This window comes from Metamycoplasma auris (assembly GCF_003253435.1).
GTDB classification, from domain to species: domain Bacteria; phylum Bacillota_I; class Bacilli_A; order Mycoplasmatales; family Metamycoplasmataceae; genus Metamycoplasma; species Metamycoplasma auris.
In genome coordinates this window covers 72,656-94,849 of record NZ_QKUB01000002.1, presented here as the reverse complement: position 1 = coordinate 94,849, position 22,194 = coordinate 72,656, and the positions used below count along the sequence as shown (strand labels likewise).

The 22,194-nt window shown below is 28.1% G+C and carries 16 protein-coding genes; 4 read left to right on the top strand and 12 right to left on the bottom strand.

The genetic code is table 4. The annotated features are described in order from the left end of the window. Positions 1-24: 24 nt before the first annotated feature. Together BCF89_RS01295 and BCF89_RS01290 are read right to left on the bottom strand one after the other, a co-directional pair. Positions 25-1,722: a GIY-YIG nuclease family protein gene (locus BCF89_RS01295; RefSeq protein ID WP_111518289.1), complete on the bottom strand. Its 1,698-nt coding sequence runs from the start codon at positions 1,720-1,722 to the stop codon at positions 25-27. A gap of 12 nt (positions 1,723-1,734) precedes the next feature. Continuing rightward, positions 1,735-2,649, bottom strand: coding sequence for a gamma-glutamylcyclotransferase family protein (locus BCF89_RS01290; RefSeq protein ID WP_111518287.1), 915 nt, complete (start codon positions 2,647-2,649; stop codon positions 1,735-1,737). 255 nt (positions 2,650-2,904) lie between these two features. Here BCF89_RS01290 and BCF89_RS07775 point away from each other — a divergent pair, with 255 nt between their 5' ends. After that, on the top strand, positions 2,905-3,942 hold the full coding sequence (locus tag BCF89_RS07775; RefSeq protein ID WP_111518324.1) for an alcohol dehydrogenase catalytic domain-containing protein: 1,038 nt from the start codon (positions 2,905-2,907) through the stop codon (positions 3,940-3,942). Between the two features lie 254 nt (positions 3,943-4,196). Next, a complete protein-coding gene (locus tag BCF89_RS07770) occupies positions 4,197-5,237 on the top strand; it encodes an alcohol dehydrogenase catalytic domain-containing protein (RefSeq protein WP_170108352.1) in 1,041 nt (346 codons plus the stop codon). 328 nt (positions 5,238-5,565) lie between these two features. Here the strand turns inward: BCF89_RS07770 and pta are convergent, their stop codons facing one another. From pta to BCF89_RS01245, 7 genes are read right to left on the bottom strand one after another with little or no spacing between them, the layout of a single operon-like run. After that, the gene (pta, locus tag BCF89_RS01275; protein WP_111518283.1) at positions 5,566-6,531 is read right to left on the bottom strand and encodes a phosphate acetyltransferase; all 966 of its coding nucleotides are present in this window, start codon (positions 6,529-6,531) and stop codon (positions 5,566-5,568) included. Positions 6,532-6,578: 47 nt separating this feature from the next. Continuing rightward, positions 6,579-8,381 (bottom strand): dihydrolipoyl dehydrogenase, encoded by a 1,803-nt coding sequence (lpdA, locus tag BCF89_RS01270; RefSeq protein ID WP_111518281.1) that lies wholly within the window; start codon positions 8,379-8,381, stop codon positions 6,579-6,581. A gap of 25 nt (positions 8,382-8,406) precedes the next feature. Next, positions 8,407-9,711 (bottom strand): dihydrolipoamide acetyltransferase family protein, encoded by a 1,305-nt coding sequence (locus BCF89_RS07765; protein ID WP_111518279.1) that lies wholly within the window; start codon positions 9,709-9,711, stop codon positions 8,407-8,409. Positions 9,712-9,740: 29 nt separating this feature from the next. Continuing rightward, positions 9,741-10,730, bottom strand: a complete 990-nt coding sequence (locus BCF89_RS01260; RefSeq protein WP_111518277.1) for an alpha-ketoacid dehydrogenase subunit beta — start codon at positions 10,728-10,730, stop codon at positions 9,741-9,743. Next, a complete protein-coding gene (pdhA, locus tag BCF89_RS01255; RefSeq protein ID WP_111518275.1) occupies positions 10,730-11,839 on the bottom strand; it encodes a pyruvate dehydrogenase (acetyl-transferring) E1 component subunit alpha in 1,110 nt (369 codons plus the stop codon). Before pdhA ends, BCF89_RS01260 begins: the two co-directional genes overlap by 1 nt. 23 nt (positions 11,840-11,862) lie before the next feature. Then, positions 11,863-12,864, bottom strand: a complete 1,002-nt coding sequence (gene lplA, locus BCF89_RS07760) for a lipoate--protein ligase (RefSeq protein WP_111518273.1) — start codon at positions 12,862-12,864, stop codon at positions 11,863-11,865. 2 nt (positions 12,865-12,866) lie between these two features. Beyond that, the gene (locus BCF89_RS01245) at positions 12,867-14,237 is read right to left on the bottom strand and encodes an FAD-dependent oxidoreductase (protein ID WP_111518271.1); all 1,371 of its coding nucleotides are present in this window, start codon (positions 14,235-14,237) and stop codon (positions 12,867-12,869) included. A gap of 400 nt (positions 14,238-14,637) precedes the next feature. On the opposite strand from BCF89_RS01245, the gene BCF89_RS07755 reads away from it, so the two are divergent. Together BCF89_RS07755 and BCF89_RS07750 are read left to right on the top strand one after the other, a co-directional pair. Further along, on the top strand, positions 14,638-15,552 hold the full coding sequence (locus BCF89_RS07755; RefSeq protein WP_111518270.1) for an MAG4940 family membrane protein: 915 nt from the start codon (positions 14,638-14,640) through the stop codon (positions 15,550-15,552). 23 nt (positions 15,553-15,575) lie between these two features. Continuing rightward, positions 15,576-17,864: an MSC_0775 family lipoprotein gene (locus BCF89_RS07750; protein ID WP_277870040.1), complete on the top strand. Its 2,289-nt coding sequence runs from the start codon at positions 15,576-15,578 to the stop codon at positions 17,862-17,864. Positions 17,865-18,126: 262 nt separating this feature from the next. Here BCF89_RS07750 and rpsD read toward each other — a convergent pair whose 3' ends face one another. From rpsD to BCF89_RS07745, 3 genes are all read right to left on the bottom strand, one after another. After that, complete coding sequence (rpsD, locus tag BCF89_RS01230) at positions 18,127-18,729, bottom strand: 30S ribosomal protein S4 (protein WP_111518266.1); 603 nt, start codon at positions 18,727-18,729, stop codon at positions 18,127-18,129. A 245-nt stretch (positions 18,730-18,974) separates the two neighbouring features. After that, positions 18,975-20,540: a hypothetical protein gene (locus BCF89_RS01225; RefSeq protein ID WP_111518264.1), complete on the bottom strand. Its 1,566-nt coding sequence runs from the start codon at positions 20,538-20,540 to the stop codon at positions 18,975-18,977. 7 nt (positions 20,541-20,547) lie between these two features. After that, on the bottom strand, positions 20,548-22,194 hold the full coding sequence (locus BCF89_RS07745) for a hypothetical protein (protein WP_111518262.1): 1,647 nt from the start codon (positions 22,192-22,194) through the stop codon (positions 20,548-20,550).

Genomic DNA, 22,194 nt, shown 5'->3' with positions numbered 1-22,194 from the left:
GATGCAATTTTTTTAAAAAATATTTTACTTTAGAGTTTTAGATGCTTCCTTAATATTGATTGCAACATTTTTAGGAATAATTTCTTCTAGTTCTTCGATTTTTGCATTATATATAGCGTCATATGTTTTAAATCTTTCTAACAAAAGATATTCAGTTTTTTTACCAATCCCTTTAATTTTTTGAAGGGGACTTTCTAACATATTTTTCTTGTGTCTTTTGTTGTATCATTTTTTGGCATGTGCATCAATTTCATTATCAATCTTTATTAAGTAGTTGATTGCATCTTGATTATCAATTTTAATTTCTTGGTCTTCTTCATTAATTAATGATTCGAAAGTATGAGTCTCATTTTTTCTTAAACCAAATATTGGAATGTCAATATTATTTTTATCCATTGCTTTTTTTGCTGCCTTAATTTGAATAATCCCACCATCAACGAATATAAGATCAATCTTAGATTTATTACTATTTAAAAATAAATCAACATTTTGATACATATAATCAAAGTCTGAGCGCCCATTTATTTGCTTATTAAGAATATATGCCCTTTTTTTAGAGGAGTCAATATTTCCATTAGAATAAACAAAAGAGGCACCAACTACTTCTTTGGTATTTGATACAAATGAATTATCAAAAACTGCAAAATAATTCATTTTGGTATTTAAAAGATTGCTTAGGTAAGAAATGACTGAATCATTTTTATTTTCTTTTTCAAATCTTTTTATTTTATTTTCAATGTCATTTTTTGCATTTTCATAGGCAATTAAAAGAAGTTTCTTATAAAAGAAATTGGAACTTAAAAGAAAATGTGTTTTTAAACCTTCATCAATAAACAAATCATAATAAAAGTTAGATAATAATATGTAATCAGGAATCTGATTTTTAGCATAGTATTCTTCAAGAAAATTACTTATAAAGTCTTTAAGAGTTGTATTAATATTTAGAATTAAATCAGTCTTATTTAGCAATATCGAAGAACGAAAATGTAATATTGAAATTGAAACCATATTATTGGTTTCAAAAAAACCAAAAACATCAATGTCCCTTTTTGTTTTAAGTACTAAGTTTTGTTGACTATCTTTGGCATAAATGAGATCATAGATATTTTGATATTGTTTAGCTAGATAGTAATCTTCATTTTCTGAAGCAATATTTCGCTCTTCAATTAGTTTGGATTTGAATTCTTTACCAAATTTCAATATTTTTTTTGCCTTATTAAATGCTAGTTCAATTTCTTCAGAATTCATTTTATTTTGAAGTTGGCCATCTTTTGATACTAATAAATGTTTAAGGTATTTAATAAGAGGTAGATATTGATTACCTTTAACTAAAGGTCCATAGAATAAAGTATCATTTTTTCTTTCATATTTATTTGTTAAATCAATTTTAAGATTGGTTTTTTGTTTTTTAATATAAATATAAGGAAAAGTTGCCTGTGTGGGGATGGCAACATTAAATTTAGGCTTATATTTAAGAATTGAACTTCTTTCAAAAATTAAAGCTTCAACTTCTGTTTCAAAAACATAAGTTTCAAAATCAGAAATTTCTTGACGCATTTTTTCAGTTTTGAACGAGTTTTGCATGTTCAAATCAAAATATTGTGTCATTCTTGACTTTAAGTTTTTGGCCTTGCCAATATAAATAATCTTATTATTGCAATCTTTTCAAAAATACACGCCAGGCTTTTGGGAGATATTTTTTATTAATTCCTTCTTAATCATAAGCTAGTTAAATTATTCAATATTTTCTTCTAGAGTTCTAATAATTAAATCAAGTCTCTTAAATGGATCGATATCAAAATCTTTTAGTACAATCTCATATGCCTTATTTTCATATTCACCAAATTTAGGTTGATTTTCATTTAGATCTCTTCTTAGACTGATATATTTAAGTGGCTTTCTATCTGCTAAAAAATCAAGATTGAACTCATAAAGCGGTTTAAGTGTTCTTTGTACTTCAACACCATTGATTTTACCTTCAAATGCTTGAAAGTAAAAAATACTATTCAAATTATTTTTTCTTCCAAATGAAATTAGTAGTGCATAGTTTTTATTTTTGATTTTTAATGCAAAGATTGAATATGGCTCAACTAAATAATTTTTATTAATTTGATCATCTAAAATTAATGCTAAATATGGATGTGTTAAAACATTTAATTTTTCAAGTTCTTCATCTGAAACTTCAAATAAAATTGCATTATCAAGTAAAGGAAAATCCGCACTTTCTTTTTCTAGTGCAATAAATGCTCTTAAATTTTGTTCATTTTCATTTGGTGATTTTGAAAATTGCATTTCTTTAGGAGCTAAATAGTATTTACCATATTCAAGTCTTGTGTATACATAAACATCTTCGATAATTTCATTTGTATCAGTTGCAATAATGTTAGCTTGAAATCTTTGGTATTGAGGAAACATCTCTCAACGATCAATCATAAATAATTCCTCTTCAGTAATTTCAAAAAGAGTTCCTTCAACTTGGTGCGCAATGTCTTTTTTTAATAAAAAGTATTCCGAATCATCGATACATTTTGCATATCCATTTAGGATTGCAGGACGTCTAACTACATTTTCAGATAATAAGTTTTTATAAAATAATTCATCTTGAATAGTTCCATATGAGAATAAGTAAATTGTATTTTTTTTGTTCATAATATCTCCATATTTAGTGCCTTTAGCAATATTACTATAATTATATTTATTATCCTTAGTTTATTGTTTTTTTTGCAAAACATTTTAATAAATTTGAATGATTAAATGAGTTAGATTAATCTTTAAAATTAGTAGTTCTAAAAAAAGATGTTTATGCACTAAATATGATTATAATTAAAGAGTATTAGTATACGAAAATTGCAATTAGTAAATAATTTAAATAAATTATAAAAAGAAGGAAAAAAAATGGCTAAGATGAAGGCTTTCGTGGTTCGTGAACCACGTAAATGAAGTGTTGAATTGGTGGATATTCCTGAGCCTAAGGAAAAAGAAGTCCTAATCAAAATGGAAACTAGTGGTATTTGTCACACTGACTTACATGCTGCAAACTATGATTGATTAGTAGAACCTAAATACCCATTAATTCCAGGGCATGAAGGAATTGGGATTGTTGAAAAATTAGGACCAGGATGTACACATCTAAAAGTTGGTGATCGAGTTTGTTTAGCATGATTGCATGATGCATGTGGTCACTGTGAATATTGTCTAACTGGAAGAGAAACATTGTGTCCAAATCAAAATATGTCAGCATATACTAAAGATGGATCATATGCAGAATATGCAATTGGACATGAAGATTTTGTTGGAATTGTTCCTAAAGGACTAGATATTGTGACTGGAGCACCTGTTGTATGTGCTGGAGTTACAACCTACAAAGCAGTTAAACAAGCCAAACTAAAACCAGGTGAATTTGTTGCTGTAATTGGTGTTGGCGGACTTGGACAAATGGCAATTCAATATGCAAAAGCTATGGGATATAGACCAATTGGAATTGATTTAAGTGATGAAAAAGTAGAATTGGCACTTAAATCAGGTGCTGAATTTGCATTTAATAGTAAAAAAGTAAATGTTGTTGAAGAAGTAATTAAAGTTACTGGTGGAGGAGTACAAGGTGTAGTTAATACATCAGTTGCAACAGCTGCTGCACAACAAGGTATGGAAATGTTGCGTCGTGGTGGTCGTCAAGTATTAGTTGGACTTCCAGCTAAAGACAAATTAGGTAAGGATGAATTCGGCGTTTCTGTATTCTGAACAGTCTTATTAGAACGTGAATTAGCAGGATCAATTGTTGGAACACGTAAGGATTTACAAGAAGCTTTAGATTATGCAGCTAGAGGACTTGTAAAATCAGAAGTAACCAAAGTTGTTAAGTTAGAAGAAGTTGCTGAAATTTTTGAAAAACTTCAAAGTGGTGACTTCATTGGTAGAGCAGTTATTGACTTTAGAAAATAAAAAAATAACTTTTATGTAAACAAAAATTTAAAACTGTAGCCAAAGCTGCAGTTTTTTCTTTTAAAAATTGAATAGGTCTCATCAACATTTAATCTTTTATGAATGCAAAAAATCTACTATAGTAAACAAAAATAAAAAAGAAAACTATATGAAGAATGAAATTTTTTAATCTTTGTAAAAGTAATGAAAGAAACTATTAATATTTTTATTAGTAGATTAATAAATATTATTGAGGTTATTTGATTATGAGTAAGATGAAAGCTTTTGTTGTTAGAGCACCTAAAAAATATGGTATTGAGTATATCGATATTCCTGAGCCAGTTAATAATGAAGTCTTAGTTAAGTTAGAAACTAGTGGAGTGTGCCACACTGATTTGCACATTGCAAACTTTGATTGACCAAGACAACCAATATATCCAATGATTCCAGGTCATGAAGGTATTGGCATTGTAACAAAAGTTGGCCCTATGTGTACTAAAATCAAAGTTGGTGATCGAGTTGGAATTGGATATATGTATAGTGCATGTGGTCACTGTGAATATTGTGTTAGTGGTAAAGAAATTTTATGCCCTTCAAAAATTGTTACTTCACTTGTTAAGCCAGGGACTTTTGCTGAATATACAATTGGACATGAGGATTATGTTTTACCTATTCCTAACAATTTAGATGTATTAGCGGGTGCACCAATATTATGTGGAGGTGTAACTAGTTATAAGGCACTTAAACAAGCAAAATTAAAGATAAATGACTATGTTGCAATTATTGGAATTGGTGGACTAGGTCATTTTGCAATATCGTATGCTAAATTAATGGGGTTAAATATTATTGCAATTGATATTGATTCTAAGAAATTAGAATCAGCAAAAAGTGAAGGAGCAGACGGTGTCTTTAATGCTAATGATCCATTAATTGTTGAAAAAATAAAAGAACTTACCAATGGTGGTGTGCACGCAGTTATAAATACTTCAGTGTCTACTTCTTCAGCATATTTAGGAATGTATATTTTACGTAGGGCAGGAAAACAAGTTTTAGTTGGAGTACCACCAAAAGATGAAAAAGGTAATATTGAGTTTCCATTACCGATTTTAGGAACTATATCTGGTGAACATCATATATTAGGATCCGTTGTTGGCACTAGACAAGATACAAAAGAAGCTTTAGCTTTAGGCGTTAAAGGAATAGTTTCTAAAGTTAGTCAGACAGTTAAATTAGAAGAAGTTAGCGAAGTATTTGAAAAATTAGAAAAAGGTGAATTATTAGGTAGGGCAGTAATTGACTTTAGAGCAAATAAATAACTAGAAATTTTTGAATGTTAAGGATATAGTTTTTTTACTTACTTTCGAATTTTTTTGTAAATTAAGAGCTTAAAACAAATATAAAAAATCTAAAATTCCAATACTTGTTTAAGATATATATTTGGTATTATTGTTTTTAGTTAAATTTTTTTAATTGTATTGAATTTAATTGACTAATAAATAATCTTGTTGTTTTTTTGACATTTTAAAAAATAGAAATCCATTGCAAAAGATTTCTATTTTTTTAGTGATTTATACAAAATTAATTTAATAAATAAATCTATTATATTTGTATAAATTTTTAGGAGAAATTTTAAATGAATTTTTCCTATGATAGAAATAAAGTAATGATTGCAGTGTTTAAGACATCAATAAATGTAGCACCACGGCTTAAATCATTAACTGGTTGATTCAAACCTAAAACAAATGGCCCGATTGCCTCATATCCACCCATACGTTGGGCAATTTTATAACCAATATTACCTGAGTGAATTTCTGGGAATACAAAGATATCAGGGGTTTGCTTTGTTAGAGAGTTATTTTTAAACTTTTTATCTCTAACTAACTTATCAAATGCCGCGTCAAACTGGATTTCGCCTTCAAACTTATAAGAAGTATTTTTTTCTTTTAGAATTTCAACTGCTTTTTTAACTCGATCAACATCTTCACCTTTTCCAGATCCATTTGTTGAATAACTTAACAATGTAGCTTCAATATCCTTGAAATTCATAATTTGCGCAAACTCAGCTGCCATATTAGTAATATCAGCTAATTGTTCAGAAGTAGGTTTGATATTCAAAGCACAGTCTGTAAAAATATATCTTTCATTTCCTTTAGCCATAATAAATGCAGAACTTGCAATACTATATTGAGGTTTTGTACCAATAATTTGTAGTGCTGGACGAATTGTATCAGCAGTTGTGTTATTTAGACCAGAAAGCATACAGTCAGCTTGCTTAGTTTTCACAATCATACAACCTAAATAATTAGGAAGTTTAAGCAATGTTGCAGCTTGTTCAGCTGTGGCTTTGCCTTTTCTTATTTCAACAAATTTAGATTCAAATTCAGTTGTATCAAATTGATCTAAAGCAATTAATTCAATATCTTTATAGGTTCTTAAATGATTTGGAATATCAGCGCTATTTTTAAAGATTAAAACTGGAAGTCCTAATTTTTGATCAATCAAAGTCTTTGCTACTTCTTGAATGATTTCTGCTTCACCTTCAGGTAGAACAATGCGTTTTTTAATTGAATTTGTAACTAATTTTTCTTTTATTTCTTCAATTGTAAACATTTGTAACTCTTTTCTAGTTTGTTTGATTTTTTATGAAATTAATTCAATTAGAAGTGAATTGGTTTTCCAGTTTCTAATGCTTCAGCAACTTCTCCAATAGCTTCACTCATAGTTGGGTGTGGATGAATTGTATTTGCAATTTCTGTAATAGTACCTTCAGATTCAATCACGGCAGCAATTTCTGCAATTAAATCAGTTGCTCGATTTCCGACAATGTGTGCACCTAAAATTGATTTATATTTAGGTTCAACAATAACTTTAACAAAACCTGTTGGTGAATCATCAGCTAAAGCTTTACCAATGGCTGAAAATGGGAATTTAAATGCTTTATATTCAATATTATCTTTCTTTAATTGTTGCTCAGTTTTTCCAATCATTGCAATTTCAGGGTCAATATAGATACATGAAGGAACTCTATCGAAATCCATAGTAATATCTTCAGCATGTTCCTTATTAGTTTTTTTAGCAATTCTATTTGCAGCAACAACACCAGCTTTCACTGCAGAATGAGCTAACATTGCTTTACCAGTAACATCACCAATTGCATAGACTGAATCTAGATTAGTTTCGTGATATTTATTAACAACAATAGCATTTCTTGGAGTAACTTCTAAGCCTAAATTTTCAAATCCTGCAAATGTAGTTTTACGTCCGATTGATTCTAAAATAAATTCACCTTTGATAGTTTGAGTAGAACCATCTAATTCGTAAGTAATTTCATTACCTTTTAGTGATTTAACAGAGGCATTTGTAATAATGTTAATTTTGTAAGTACTTTTTAGTTCCTTGGTTACTAAATCAATAACTTCTTGATCAAGCATTTCTAGAATTGATGATGAGGCTTGAAGGATTGTAACTTGTGTTCCTAAACTTGCAAATAAGCATCCAAATTCTACCCCAATTACACCTCCACCGATTACAACAAGACTTTCAGGAACCTTAGGAATTGATAGAATTCCTGTTGAATCAAGAACAATTCCATTCTTTCTTCCTTCATCAAAACCAGGAAGTGGTAATTGATTTGGAATTGAACCTGTTGCAATAATTAAATTATCGACATGGTAATTTTTATCATTGACAGATATTGTATTTTTATCTATTGCATGTGCAACCCCATTAATTTGAGTTATTTTATTTTTATCTAATAGATATTTAACACCACCCGTTAATTTCTTAACAATGCCATTTTTTCTTTTTAATGCTTGGTCTCAATCAATTACAATTTCCTCGGTATTTTTTATAGAGATTCCAAGTTCTTTTGCTTTGTGCATAATATCATGGTAAACATGACTTGTTTTTAGAAGTGATTTAGTAGGGATACATCCAACATTTAAGCAAACACCACCATAATATTCTTTTTCAATGATTAATGTTTTTAGACCAAGTTGTGCTGATTTGATTGCTGAAACATATCCACCAATTCCAGCTCCAATTACTGCAACATCAAAACTACCTTCAATTTTTAAATCAACTTGAGGTGTATTTGGTTTACTAATTGGAGCTCTACTTGGAAGTACATCATTTGAAACAGGAGTAGAACCTACAACGCTTGCATTTTCTTCAGCTTTGGTTTCTTCTTTTGGTGCTGACATAGTAGTTGCTGCTGGTGAGTCTTTTCCATCATCAATTTCAATTACAACATCACCAACTTTAATTTCTTGACCTGTTTTTATGTTAATGACTACAATTTTTCCAGCTGTAGGTGATGGAATTTCGCTATTTACTTTGTCAGTTTCAACAAAATATAATGGCTGACCCTCTTTAACAACATCACCAACTTTAACTAAAACTTCAGCGACAACTCCTTCGGTCAATCCTTCACCAATATCTGCGAATTTTACTTTAAACATAATTTGTTTCCTTCTTTCTTATTTTTTATAAAAATAACAATATTGGTTTGGATAGATATTCTTGGATTTTCATAAGGAATCTACCAGCATCTGCACCATCAATGATTCTATGATCACAAGTCATTGAAAATGGCATAATGAATCTTTTTTGAATTTCATCATTTATATACATTGGAGTTTGTGTCATTGTACCAACACCTAGAATTGCAGATTCTGGAGAATTAATGATTGGTGTTGCATAATCTAATCCAACAGATCCAAAGTTTGATACTGTGAATGTTGCTTCTGTCATCTCATTTCTGCTAAGTTTGCCATCTCTAGCTTTTTTGGCAAGGTCAGTAATCTTATTTGCGATTTCAAAAATACTCAATTGGTCAGCACCTTTGATAACAGGAACCATAAGTCCATTTGGTGTGTCAACTGCAATTCCAATATTAATGTTATTAACAAAAAGAATTTTATTATTTTCGAAATCTCCTCTAACATTGATATTTGGGAAATCGCGTAAACTTTTAGCAGCTGCTTTAATAATGAATGCCAAGTATGTTAATTTAATTCCCATTGCAGCAGCGTGATCTTTTAATTCGGATCTTAATTTATGAGTTTCTGTAATATCAATGTTTTTCATTCCTGTAAATGAAGCAATTTCAGTGTGTGATTTTGTCATCGCTTTTACAGTTGCTTTTCTAATACCATTCATATTTACAACTTCTCATGAAAGAGGAGCTGATGGTTCAACTACTTTTGGCATTGGTGTGGCTGTTGCAGGTGTTTGTGGTTGTGAGGATGTAACTTCTTCTTTTGCTTGAGGTAATTGAGTAGCATTTGCATTTTTAACATCTGCTACTAAAATTCTTCCATTTGGTCCACTTCCGACTAATGAAAGTAAATCAATTTTTAGGTCAGCTGCAACTTTTCTTGCTAATGGTGTTGCTTTGATTTGAGTATTTGATTGCACTGTTTTTGTAATTGTTCTTTCAATAACTTCATTTGAGACAGGTGTTGCACCAACAACACTTGCATTTTCTTCAATTGGTTTCATTTGTACTTCTTCTTTTTTTGGTGACTCTTGTGCTGTGCTAGCAGCATTAGAAGTTCCATTATCTATTTCGATAACAATATCTCCAACTTTAATTTCTTGTCCAGGTTTTATATTAATTAATGCGATTTTTCCAGAAGTTGGTGAAGGGATTTCGCTATTTACTTTATCAGTTTCGACAAAGTATAAAGGTTGACCTTCTTTAACAGTGTCTCCCACCTTAACTAAGACTTCAGCAACAATCCCTTCAGTTAACCCTTCACCAATATCAGCAAATTTTACTTGAAACATAATTTATATATCTCCTTATATTATTGATATTAGAATTTAAAATCTAAAACTTCTTGCATTTTAGTTAATACTTTTTTTGGACTAATTTGGAAATATCCTTCACCTCTGTCATAAGGAATTATGACATCATATCCAGTGCATCTTGATAATGGGGCTCTTAGGTATTCAAAACATTCTTCGTTAACAGTTGCAATAATTTCAGCAGAAACAGAAAATGATTTAACAGCTTCATGAACAACTAGAAGTCTTCCTGTTTTCTTAACAGATTCAATTACCATTTTCTTATCTCATGGTTTGATTGAACGTAAATCGATTAATTCAATTGTTGCATTTGGATGACTTTCTTTAAGCATTGTAATTGCTTTTTGACAATCAACAGTTTGTGCTCCATATGTAACAACAGTTAAATCATTACCTTCTTGAATCTTATATGCTTCACCAATTGGAATTGTATAGAAGTCATCAGGAACTTCTTGTTTGAATGCCCGATATAGTTTTGTAGGTTCTAAGACAATAACTGGATCTGGAGATTCAATCGCTGCCAATAATAAACCTTTTGTATCATATGGTGTTGAAGGGCAAACAACTTGAATTCCTGGAATATGAGCAAAGATTGATTCAAGTGCTTCACTGTGGTGTTCTAATGCTCTAATTCCACCGCCCATTGGTGTTCTAATTACCATTGGTGCACTATATTTACCACGGGAACGGTTTCTTATTCTTGAAACATTAGTAATAATATTTTGAAGTGAAGCTAATCCTAATCCTTCAAATTGTAATTCAACAACAGGTTTTAGACCATTCATTGCCATTCCAAGTCCAACACCTGCAAACATTGCTTCACTAATTGGAGCATTAAAGCAACGTTCATTGCCATATTTTGCTTGCAGACCTTGTGTTGCTCTAAATACACCACCTTCAGTTCCAACATCTTCTCCAAAGACAATAACATTATTGTCACGACTCATTGCCAAATCTAATGCATCAGTGACTGCTTTAATATTATTAATAATAGCCATTAATGGTGTCCTCCTTTAGCATCTGGATTTTTATCAAAAAACTCTTTAGCTTCTTTGTATTGTTCTTCTAAGAATAAATCCAGTTTATCATATTGATATTTAAAAATATCTTCTAGTCCATAATCCTTGTTCTTTTCAACTCAAGCAAATTCAGAAGCTATAAATTCATCTTGTTCTGCATCTAGTTTAGTTTGTAATTCTTCAGATCAGATTTTTTTATCAATTAAGAAATTCTTAAGTCTTATAAGAGGATCATATAATTTCATTTCTTCAAATTCACCCTTTGGTCTATATGCGTCAGGATTATCTGAAGATGAATGGGCTCCTAATCTATATGTGTCACATTCAACTAAAACTGGTCCGTTACCGCTTCTAGCATATTCAACCACTTCTTTAAAAACAGCAATACATGCTAAATAATCGTTACCATCAACCTTAATTGAAGGCATTCCAGTAGCAAGTGCCTTGATTGCAAAATTCAATGATTTTGTTTGTTCATTTAATGAAGTAGAAATTGCTCATTTGTTATTTTCAACAACAAAGATGCAAGGAAGTTCATGAACTTTTGCAAAATTCATAGCTTCGTATGTTTCACCTTCACTTGTTCCACCATCACCAGTTGTAGTTAGTGCAACACCACCTGTTTTTTTATGTTTTTCAGCAAAAGCTATTCCTGTAGCTTGAGAATATTGTGAACCAATTACAATGTTAGGAGGTAAGCAATTAATACCGTCTGGTGCTTTAGCTCCCATTTCATTTCCAACTCAATAAAGCATGATATTTCTTGGTGGTTGTCCCATTGCTAGTCATGCAGCACTATTTCGATATCCACTAGCAAAATGATCAGTTTTTTTATTTAAAGCATTGATATATGCAACCTCACAAGCTTCTTGACCTGTTGAGGAAAGAAATGATAGAAGTCTTCCTTGACGTTGCATTGTATTTTGATAAATATCTTGTCTACGTGAAAGATTCATCATTTTGTATGCTTCAATAATCTCTTCGTCAGATAAGTTTGGCATTAGTTTAGGATTGATAACTTTACCATCTTTATCCAATATGCTAACTTTTTCATCTTTTACTGGATTAAATTTTCCTAAATATTTCAATTTAAACTCCTTTCTTATTTTACTTACTTAAATAATAGATTTAAAAAGTCATCTACATTAAAGTTTTTAGCAAATATTGCTTCCAAATCAAATTGATTTAGTATTTTTGTTATTTCTTCTTTTTCAAATTTAGAATTGATTAATTTTTCTTCTAATTTCTCAGTTCCCTGTGTTCCCAAGAAATCCCCATAAATTTTAATTGCAGTAATTTTACCTTCAACAACATCTAGATTGATATTAATAAAACCCTTGCCTTCAAGATATTCTTTTTTAACCATTGAAAATTTTGTATTCTTCCCAAATGTTCAATCTCATTGGTCATATTTATTTATCTTTTGATTTTCAATTGATTGTATTTCTTTATCATTAAATTCAATTCAATTGATTTTTTCGTTTTTGATATATGAATTGACAACGTCATTAATAAAGGTTTTTAAATCAATTTCCTTATTAATATCTTTAAAAAATTCTTTAATATTCCTTACCTTAGCTGGTTTTGATTTAATTTGTTGATGTTTTAATTTTTCAGGATCAACAACTAAATATTTAATTATTTTAGATAAGTCAACATCAAATAATAGTGTTCCATGAATTAATGTTTTTTCATTAGTCTTTAGTTGTGCATTTCCTGAAACTTTATAGCCATCAATTGACATATCATTTCTTCCAGAAAACGCTGCATTAATTCCATTTTCATTTAAATAAGTAATAATTGGTTGAAGAGCTTTTTGATAATCAACTTCATCAACTGAATTATCAACGATTAGTGAATAACAAACATTACCTAAATCTTGATAAACAGTTCCTCCACCAGTATTTCTTTTAATTACTCTAACGTTATCTTTTTGTGCTTCAGCAAGATTGATTTCAGCAAAGGCATTTTGATTTCTTCCAACAACGATTGTATTAGCATTTTGTCAAAAGAAAACAATAGGATCTTTTGTTTTGTAGTGATATGTTAAATATTCTTCAATTGCTAAATTCATAGCAGGATTGTTATGCTTTGAAATTAATAAATTAATCATGATTATTTTTTATCCTCTTTTTTGAAGTAATTTAATCCTAAAACTTCAAGTCCAGCTAAACAAATAAAGTTAAATGGTTTATTAAAGTGAGGAAGGAAGAAAATATCTACTAAAGGCAATTCATCAATCGTTAAATCCCTTTGAATTGCTAATGCCATCATGTACATTGTTTCAGTGTGATTTTTTTCGCTAGCAACTTGTGCTCCAAGAATTTTTCTTGTTTTTTTATCTCATACAACTTTAAATGAAACTTCATTTGCTGTTGACATAAATTCTGGACGATCTAAATCTTTAAAATTAATTGATTCAACATCAATTCCGAATCTTGCAGCTGCTTCAACGCTAATTCCAACGCTAGCCATATTTAAACCAAATACAGAAATTCCGTTAGCACCTGTGTAACCTGGTGATTTAAGAATATTGCCTTTGATGATATTAGTTGCTGCAGTAATTCCTGTTCTAACTGCGGTTGTAGCTAATTGGATTGGAGCACGTCGACCAGTTGCCTTGTTATATACTTGTGCACAATCTCCGACAGCATAAATATTTGGATTTGTAGTTTGCATATAATCGTTTGTAACAATTGCCTTAGTTGCATCTAATTCACAAATATTTTCAACAATCTTTGATTGTGGTCTAACACCAACTGAAAAGATTACATAGTCAACATCAATGGCACCTTTATCAGTAATTACTTGTGTAACCTTACCATTTTGTCCTCTAAATTCTATGACCCTAGAATTTAGTTCTAACTTAATGCCAGCTTTAATCATTTTTTCTTCCATTAAATCAGTAAATTCTTTGTCATAATAAAGTGGCATGATACGGTTAGCAACATCAATTAAGGTCACATCTTTACCATATTCATTAAATGCTTCAACTAATTCAACACCGATGTATCCAGCTCCAACAATTGCTATTTTTTTATAATTTTTATTTAAATTATGTTCCAAAATAGTTTTTGCATGGTGATAGTTTTTTACGATTTGTACGCCTTCTAAATCAATCCCGGGAATTGGTGGGATAATTGGTCAAGTACCTGTTGCCATAACCAATTTGTCATAGTTATCCTTTTTAATATTCCCAGTTTTTAGGTCTTTAACCAAAACAGTTTTTTCTTTTTCATCAATTGAAAGAACTTCATGATTCATAAAGACATTTATGCCTTCAGATCTAAGAATCTCAGGTGATGCATAGAATAACATGTTAGAGTCTTTTACTTCACCCTTAACTCACAAAGCAATCCCACAACCTAAAAATGAAATTGCATCATTCTTATCATATGTTGTGACTTCACAGCTAGGATCTAGTCGTTTAAGTGTTCTAACAGTTGTTGTACCAGCATGGTTTGTACCTAATACAATAACTTTCATATTAACCTCTTTTATACTTATTATTTTTTTGAAATTTAACTTTAAATAAAGGTCTTTTATTTAAAAACATTCTATATATAATTTTAATATTATTTTTTATTATCGTTAATAGTTATATTTATAAAAATTTTAGTGTTGTTGCGTTAAATAAATCATTTGAGTTGAAACTTTATTTCAATTATATTAAGCGTATAAAAGCTAAAATAAGAACCTTAAATTCTCTATGATGTTTAATAAATGTATATGGATTTTTATATAAGAGTAAAATATAAAAGAATAAACCTTAAATGATTGCTAATTATGAATTTGTTTTTAGTAATTATTAAATTTATTCACTTTATTTCTCAATAGTAAAATTGAAACCAAAATAATAGAGAAAATAATTGAAAGCAGAATAATAATGCAAGCATTAGTTAATACTCCAAAGAAGGTACTAGATTTACAATTTAATGCAACAGTATTTTCTTTTGAAATAATTTCAGTATTTCTATTAGTCTTTTTTGTTTTAAGTTGAAGACTAATTGCAATAATTTTAAAGAAAAATGAAAGTAAAATCTTTTTGACTGTAGGTTTTGTGCTAGCTACTTTTCTTTCAATCTTTGTACCAATTGGACTTAGTACAATTGGTTCTCGTAATCCAGTTCATATTATGGGTAATCCAATGATTGTATTATTCAATTCCTTTTTGTTAGGTTATGGAGCATCAGGTCAAACACCGCTTAAGAAAGGATGAATTGGAAGTCCAGTATATAAGGGAATACCTTATTTAATTGGTGGCCAATTATTGGGAGGATTATTAGGTTTGATATTTTTCTATATGTTCTTTTGGATGTATAAAATTGTAAATAATAAAAATACAAACAAAAATGAACTTCAAAAATTAAACTTTTTATCAATATTTGAAAATAATTCTAATTTAGGTTTTGGTAAATTCATTCTTAAAGAAGGTTTCTTTATTACACTGCTAATGGTTTTATTTCCATTTGCTGGAATGATTAATACAGCAACTTATTCAAGCAATCATTTTCAAATTCATTTAGTTCAATTAGTAGTTGTTGGAATGGTTATTTTAATCTCTTCATTTTTTGATTTTTTCTCATTTCATTTAGCTTTTCCAATGATTGAACTTATTATAAAAAGTATTGCATATTTTAAACTAGAAAAAAATCAAAGAATAAATCAAATTAAAAGTTATATGATGCAATGAGCTAAGCTTCTTGTTGTTATTGTTTTTAGTGTGCTAATACCAATTGATATTGCACTTGCGACAGTTGCAATTAAAATCAAAACAGGGGGAATTATCTCAGTTTCATAATTACATAAATTTTGTAGATAAATATGAAGGATAAAATGTATAAGAAACATATAAACTTAAAAAAAACTTTGTTGCTTACATCAGCTAGTTTACTAGCGGTTTCGCCTATTTCATTGGTTATCGCATGCAAGACAACAAAACCAACTGCTGATTCAAATAGCAATAATACTGACAAGACTAAGGAAAATAAAAAGTCTTCAGAAGTCTTTTTGAATGTTGATTTTGCTGCGAATAAAAATGAATTATCAAGATATGAAAAATACAATCAAATTCACATGTTAAATGAAATCAATGAGTATTTCAATAATACTAATCATGATGATTTGGTTATTTTCAAAGATGGTGCTGAAGCTAAAAATGTAACCTTTGATAATATGATGAAAAATAATTTCATGGTTAAATACATGGAATTTGATAAAGACAAATTTAAGTCAATCATTCAAAAAGAATTCAATTTAAGTGATGAATTTTTAAGTAGATTGAATTTTCATATTGACTATAATAATGTCTTTTATGATCCAGGAAATTATTTTGATGTACTAGTTCCAGTTGTTGTTAAATTATATTTAACAAATCATGATAAAGCTGAATATATAAAGGGAATGTTTATTAGTCAATCTATTAAATTTAGAATTCCTAATGTTAAAGATAAGAATGCCGATAAAAACAAAGAAGTATTTGAAACTTATTCAGAAATCAAGAAGTTAAAAGAAACTGATTTTAAAGTTACACTAAAGGATGAAATTAATAAACAAGAAATCCAAGGTATTATTAATAAATGAGGAATTGGTCAATTAAATACTGAACAATTAAGCAAAATTTTTGAAGTTAAGAGTGAAGCATTTGACAAATTGAAAGATAAGGTTAAAGATAAAAAAGTTCAATTAAAAATGACTGCATTTGATGTTGATTTAAAGGATAAAAGCTTAGCATCAGATAAAGGCATTTTGAAAGTTAGAGTTGGAGTTATTAGTGATGATAAAAAGGACGGTAAAACACTAAAAACTCCAGAGGCTGGAGTAACGTTTAATCTTAAATTTAAGTTTAATAATGAATTCTTAAGTAAATTAAGATTGACTGAATCAGTTAAAGTTAATACTATTTTTTATAGTGAAATAAATACAAATCACGAATCATTTGATAAGAGTAATTTAATTGTTAAATCACAAAATAAGGATATTGAAAAGATTGAGATTGTTGATTTAAAAGCAAATGGATTTAGAAAATCAAAAGTTAAACTAAATGTTTATTTAAAAGGTAAAAAAGATCCAATTACAATTGAAAAAACATTAGGATCTAAAAAAGATGCATTACTATATGAATCAGAATTCACAAAGCAAAATATAGTAGCTCCTAACTTTGCTACAGATAGAATTACAACAACTAATCTAGCAAGTATTAAAAAAGACTTCTTTACTGCATATAAATCACATATTTTTTCAGGTGGATATGGTATTTCTAGAGGTTTCTATGGTAATGATAGTATTAAAACACCATTATTCTTACACTTTGGGGAGGATTATTTAGCACCAGATCATCAAGCTGTTTTAATGCCCTATGATGGTGATATTGTTGCTGCTTATGATTTAAAAGTTGCAACAGCATGAACTGGAGTCGGAACTGTTGTAGTAGTAAGAATTTCGGTTAATAATCTAATTGATTGAAGTCCTAAAGAAAAAGAATTATATTTAACTAATAATGATAAATACATTTATATGTCATTCTTACATTTAGATGCCCAAAAGACATTGAATAATGAAATAATAGGTATTACATCTAAACAAGACAATACTAGTGGCAAAAGAGTAATAACTGTTGCCGAAGGAGTTACTCCTAAAAATCCAAAGTCAGTTAAAAAAGGACAAATTATTGGATATTTAGGAACTGAAGCAACCAATGGTGGATGAATGTCGCATGCACATGTTAATTTGTATTCAAATAGATCCAAATATCTATCACCAAATTACTTCTTAACTTCTCAAAGACAAGCTCTTGATGAAAATAGAGTTAATAGATATTATGATGAAAGTAAAAAGGTTTATACTCAAATAGGTAATATTGGTGTTCATTCGAGCGGAACAAGTAATGCTATTGTAAATAAAGTGGATCCAAAAACAGGTGAAGAGATAAAAGGTAGCGATAAGAAATCAATGAAACTTAATGAAATTGGATTATATAAAGATAAATTAAGCATCACTGATTATGAAATTAAAAATGGATACTTAAATCCTAATATTATTTATGATCTAAGAAATGATAAAACTGTTTCATTTGGTATTGAAGAATTCTATGATTTAAATAAACAAAAATAAATTTCAATAAAAACAAATAAATATGCAATCTAATTTGCATATTTTTTTATTTGTCTAATGAATAAAATGATTGAAATTTATTATATAATAATATTGCCATAAGAACAGCAACCTTGTAATCTGGTCAGGATAGAAATTATAGCAGCCATGTCGAGAAGTGCAGTGTCTTGTGGTTTTATTTTTTATTATTGATTATTTAATGTGAAATAAAAAAGTCTAAAAAAGCAATGGTATCTTGATTATTGATATCATTGCTTTTATTTTAACGTCTATTGTAGTATTCAACAATTAATGATTCATCAATTTCTTTTGCGAATTCATTTCTTTCAGGCAATCTTGTGTATGTTACTTTAAAGTTTTCACGTGTCAATCAAGGTGAAGTTTGCATTACTTCCAATGCTGCCTTTAATTCGTCGTTATTTTGTAATGAAGGTTTAATTTCAATTACAGAACCAGTTTTAATAATCATTGATGGAATATTTGCTTTATGACCATCAACAGTTACGTGATTATGATTTACAAATTGTCTAGCTTGTGCTCTTGTGCGAGCAAATCCACCTCTGAAAATTAAGTTGTCTAATCTTGATTCAACAAGTTGTAGAAGGTTTGTACCTGTAACACCACTTTTTCTTGCAGCAACGTTGAATAAGTTTTTGAATTGTCTTTCATTTAAACCATACATGAATCTAACTTTTTGTTTTTCATACATGTGTAGTTGATAGTCAGATGGTTTAGTTCTTTTTGCACCATGTTGTCCTGGAGCGGTTGTTCTCTTTTTGCCTTTAGTAAATTCTTTATTGTTTTCTAAAAGAGATGTACCATATCTTCTTGATTTTTTAAAAATTGATCCTAAAAATCTTGACATATTTTCCTTTCAATATGCAAAGACAAATTAATAATTCTTAACTATATTTTTTTCTCTAATGATTTCGGGATTACAGCTTACTTACTTTCAAATTTAAAACAAAGAAAAAACATTTAATTAATATTATTATGCTGTGTCAATGCGAACAAAATTATACTCTATTTTATAAAAAAATAAGTACTTTTAAATACTTATTTATGATATACGAAATTATTAGAAATATGAAATTTTAAACTATGGGATTTTTATTCAAATAGTTTAAAACTAATAAGAGGTTTGTTATATTTTGAAACAAATTTTGACATATAGTTTCTTATTTTTTTAGATAGATTACCTTTAGTTTTTTTATTTTCTTGAACATTAAAAATTAGTCTTTCATTGATAAAATCATATTTAATGCTAACTCACTCATTTTGTAAGAAATTAAATTTTGCAATATATTTTTGATTTTTATTTTTTTGATATGAACTGATATTTTCAATTGATGAAACTTTTATTTGACCAATCTTATCTTGAACGAATAATTTTGTTTCAAAGTCACTTATATTTTTTGGATCACAATCAAATTGAAACTCAGAAACAATTAGTGGTTTAGATAAGTTTTTAATTTGATCATAGATATCATTGTATTTCATTGCTTGAGTCTTATAGTAATTTAGCATGTCAACAATGATACTTAGGAAGCTAAATCCATCTAACCCTAATTTTTCTTTGCTATACAAATATACATTATGTTCCTCATCGAAATATAAAGCATTATTGGATGTAATTTGTTCAATTGGTGTTATTCAATTAGCTTTTAATCTTAAACTTAATTGTGAGCATAAATTAGTTATGTTTTCTTCTTTAATTAAATGTGAACAGTAGATATCTTGAATGGGCACAAAACTATCATTAGGAATAATATTATGATTATTTATAAACATTAGATATAAAGAGATAAGATCACTTATATCAATTAAGTCATATTGTAAATAAAGAGACTTATCATAATTTCTTTTGTATAGAAAAAGTTTTTGATAATCAAATGAAAATTTAATAATGTATTCAATGTTTTTTAGTTTATGATAGCTAAATGCTAAAAATTTGATTGTTTTAGGTTTATCTTCCTTTAATTTTGGTTTTAAGACTTGATATGCTATGTCATTTTTACCAAGGATTCTTTTAACAAAGGTATTTTGTAAACTAGAATTTATTATTCCTATTTTTAAAAGATGATTGGCATTTTTAGTGTAATTTCTTGATAGGATTATTTGAGAATATTCTTTTAGTAATTTATCAAAATCAAGAAGTTTACGCTCATTTTGAACAGTATTAATTTCTTTGTTTTGAATTGATTGATATTCATTTAATACTAATTCAAGAAATTTAGGGCTGACAGCTTCATTATCTTTATTATAGATTGAAATTGCATACTTATTTTTAAGATTATATTTGTGTAAATAAATGCTAATTAAAAAAGAATCAGTCGAAAAATTAACAAACTTCAGGAATGCTAAAGAAATAGGAGTATGTCCTTCAAAATTATAGACTTGCCCATTTTGAAAAGCCATCACATCACCAATACTTTTTTCAAAAGATATTAAATTTTTATTGCTTCCATCATTAGCTATAAAAATTTTTAGGTCGATTTTTTTTTCTTTATTCAATACATTGATTATTGATTGGGCAAGGCGCTTAATTGTTGTTTCATTAAATGCATTGAATTTATCATTTATTTCTGCGATGATATGATTGTCTTTGATAGAAAAAATCTTTTTTATATTGTTGTTTTCCTTAATTTCTTCAATGGAATTTGCATTTAAATCCATAATTATCCTATTTAATTTTTTCTTCAATTTGGTTGATGAATTTCTTAACTATAGCTTCTGTGTCTTTGTCGTCTTTGTTTTTTAAATTCTTTAAAAGTAGACTATTTACGTATGTTTTGATATAAATTCTTATTAATTCGTTTTTACTTTCAGAATCAACTAAATCAGTAAAAGGAATTAAATCTTTGTTTTCAATATTCTTTATTACTAAATCATTTGAATCATTTTGAATCTCTTTGATTGATTTATAAGTATTTTTAAAGTTCTCTGAAGGATATAAGTAAACTAGATTTAAAGCTAAATATTCAACAGGACTTAACTTAACTTTGTAATTCAAATAATTTCATTCAATTAGATTTTTTGGATCATAAAATCAATCTAAAAATTGATTTACTACTTCATTTTTATTTTCGATGTCAGATTTGATTGCAGATAAAAATAATCCTTGAATAAAATATGAACCATTTGTTTGTTTTTCGTTAGCTTTAAATGGAACATTCTTTATCGAAAATCTACCTTTATTTTCATTAAAGAAGTCGACAGCCTCTTTTGCATATAACAATCTTGTTGTAGCGATTGTAAATAATTGATTTGTAAAACTAGCAGGAACAAAGTTTTTTAATCTTTCAGTTTTAATAACATCATTCTTTAAATTTGAATAGAAGTTTTTTATTGTTGAATAAAAGTCATTGTATTGTTTAGAGTTTTCTTTAAAAATTTCGAAATTAAATTTATTTTTCTCTGTGTATCCAATTGCATAATTTTTAAAATCAGAATTAGCTTTTTTAAATAATTCTCCATAAATATAATTTTCAATATGTCTTACATAAAGGATGTCTATTTTATTATTAACTTTTCCTTGTTTAATATTGAATTTCTTTACACTTTTTCTAATCAGATTACAAAACTTATTAAAATCATCAGAGTAAGCAAAGATATCTTTACTTAAGTCTAAATCTCATTTTTTTAATTCATTATCATTGAATTCGATGCTAATTTCTTTTGTTAGATCGTTAAATTTGTTACTATCCTTTATAAGTGAATTTAAACCTTGATTTTTTTCTGCGTTTGAAATGTTTTGATTATTAATACTTTTTGACTTATTATATTCAAATAATGCATTTAGATAATAAGATAAGAGTACATCATTTACAATTAAAGATTCAGAAGCAATACCTATAGGGAGATTATAAATATGAGATTCATTTTCAAAACCTAGGCGTTTGTTGTAATCCAAAAGATTCTTTGAATATTTTTGAATTCCACTTTTTTTTGCAATTTCTGTTAGGTCAATTAGACGATTATTTTCTTGAATTCTTGGAACAATTGAAGGGAATGAAAAAACAATTGAAGGAGTGCGGTAATCCTTAGTTTTTAATTCAAGATTAATTTTTGAGTTTACTTCTTTTTTGCTAAGATCATTACGTAAAACAAGTTTATTTTTTTTGTATTTTTCATTACTTTCAAGGTTAGCATTAAATTTATCTATAATTTCTTTAACTGTATTATATGATTGTTTTTCACCTTGTTCTTTAAAAGGAACAAATAAAAAAACATTATTTTTTTCATGTAATTCACATGATACAACCGAAATTAGAGGAGCTGAAAGAATAGTTGCACTTGTGAGTAAAGTTAAAAATTTTGTCTTGTTCAT